A 1,946-nucleotide genomic window follows, 5' to 3' on the forward strand; every position below is an offset into this window, starting at 1 on the left:
CACCCTTGCCACGGACCTGATCGAGCGCCAGGGCCGTTCCGTTGACCTGGGCTTGATGCAGGTGAACAGCCGCAATCTCGCAGCCTCGGGCTCACGGTCGCGGCCGTCCTCGACCCTTGCATCAATCTGACAGCCGGCGCCCGCATACTGCGCGATGGCTATGCCGCCGCGCTCCGCGGCGGGGCGGACCCGCAGCAGGCGCTTCGCGTTACCTTCTCCCGCTATAACACTGGTCACCCCGAACGGGGATTCGCCAACGGCTACGTCCAGCGCGTCCAAGGCGCCGCCGAAGCTGTGGTGCCAGCAATCCGCCTACGCGGTGACGCTGCTGAAGCGCCGCAACGCCCGGCCGCCAATCACGATGCCGAGCCGCCCGCCGATGACCCGGACGCACCCCCCGATTGGGACGTATGGGCGTCGGCCATCCACACGAGCCGCCCGCGCCCGCTGGCCATGCCTCGTGCGGTTTCCACGGCGTCGGGGGGCGCCGTGGGAGCTACCTCCACTGAGCCCCCGAGGACTGCAGAATGACCTTCTCACCCAAGGCGCGGAACGCCGCCCTGTTCACTGCCGTCGCCGCCGCCTGCCTGATCCTGCCTGACTTGGCGCATGCGCAGGTGGGGGGCGGCTCCGGTGCCATCACCAGCCTGACGCAGTGGTTCATGACCAACATTGCCCGCGGTCTGGTGATGCTCGGCATCATCGCGGTCGCCATCGGCTTGTTCGTCATGCGTTTCTCGGTCAGCGTCATCGCCTCTGTGGTGGCTGGCGGCATGATCCTGGCCAACGCCGAGACCATCGCCGGCTACTTCGGCTTCTGAGAGCGGCACGACGTGGAACCGCTGCAGGAAGATCCCTTGCACGTCGCGGCGACGCGGCCGGCCATGATGTGGGGCTTACCGCTGCCGCTGGCCCTTGGCCTGTTCGTAGTCGCGGCCGAGGTGCAGGTCGTGTTCAAGGGCCTGACCGGCGTGGCCTGGGCACTCGCCCTCGTCGCCCCGGTCTGGGTTGCCGCCCGGTTCCTCGTCGCCCGCGACTACAACGCGGTCGGCGTCGCAATGCTCTGGCTCAACACCAGCGCCCGCGGCTTCGACACTGCCGATTGGGGCGGCGCCTCCGTCGCTCCCATGCCTGTCGGGAGCGCGCGGGGTCCACGCGGCATGCGCCATGCGTAACCCCTTCCTGTCCGCCTCCGGGTGGAGCGAGCGGGGCGCCGACGACTACGTGCCCTTCGTCGGCCACGTCCGCGACAACGCGGTGCTGCGCACGGACGGGTCGGTAATGGGGATGCTGCGGCTAGTTGGTGCCCCCTTCGCCCTGGAGGATCACGGCCGGCGGAACAGCCGGCCCCGCTTCCGCAACGCGGTCCTGCGGAACATCGCCGACGATACCCTGACGGTTGTAGAGACGATGGTACGGCACGATGGCGCTTCGCCGCTGCCGGGCGGGCACTACCGCAGCACCTTCGCTGCCGATTTGGATGCCACCTACCGGCAGCACGTTCTCGCCGGACGCGAGCGGGTCAACGAGTGGTTCGTCTCGGTGATTGTCACGCCGCGCGCCCCAGTGGCGCGTGGTCTCAACGCCTTGCGCTCGCGCATGGGGCGCCGAAAGGAGGCCACCGCCTCCACGGCCAGCAATGAACTGATCCGCACCCTGGATGACCGGATGCTGGTGCTGTTGCAGGCTTACGCCGAGATGGGGCCGGTACGGCTGGGCATCCGTGAGGCCGGCGGGGTGCTGTTCTCCGAGTTGGGCGAAGCTCTGCGCCTGTTCCTCACGGCGCGCTTTCTCCCCGTCCCGATGGTCAGCGGCTCCCTCGGGGGCTCCATCTACACGGACCGCGTCATCTGCGGCCGGCGCGGCTTTGAGGTCCGCACCCCCGGCCGCCCCTCTTTTGGTACCCTCATGGGGTTCAAGGAATACCCCGACCGCACCCGGCCGGG

Annotated in this window: 3 protein-coding genes; all 3 read left to right on the forward strand. The window is 69.1% G+C overall.

What is annotated here, in order from left to right; translation table 11 throughout:
- Positions 1–527 precede the first annotated feature (527 nt).
- Positions 528–821: a TrbC/VirB2 family protein gene (locus QWZ14_RS12510; RefSeq protein ID WP_290317004.1), complete on the forward strand. Its 294-nt coding sequence runs from the start codon at positions 528–530 to the stop codon at positions 819–821.
- 12 nt (positions 822–833) lie between these two features.
- Positions 834–1,175 (forward strand): type IV secretion system protein VirB3, encoded by a 342-nt coding sequence (locus QWZ14_RS12515; RefSeq protein ID WP_290317005.1) that lies wholly within the window; start codon positions 834–836, stop codon positions 1,173–1,175.
- On the forward strand, positions 1,168–1,946 hold a 779-nt coding region (locus QWZ14_RS12520; protein ID WP_456307240.1), incomplete at its 3' end, for a VirB4 family type IV secretion/conjugal transfer ATPase. The genes QWZ14_RS12515 and QWZ14_RS12520, both read left to right, overlap by 8 nt.

Origin of the sequence: Paeniroseomonas aquatica, from assembly GCF_030409335.1 — a bacterium.
Classification (GTDB): domain Bacteria; phylum Pseudomonadota; class Alphaproteobacteria; order Acetobacterales; family Acetobacteraceae; genus Belnapia; species Belnapia aquatica.

Bases quoted from the DNA above. Each gene is read 5' to 3' on its own strand.
- QWZ14_RS12510 (WP_290317004.1), top strand. From the start codon at position 528: ATGACCTTCTCACCCAAGGCGCGGAACGCCGCCCTGTTCACTGCCGTC.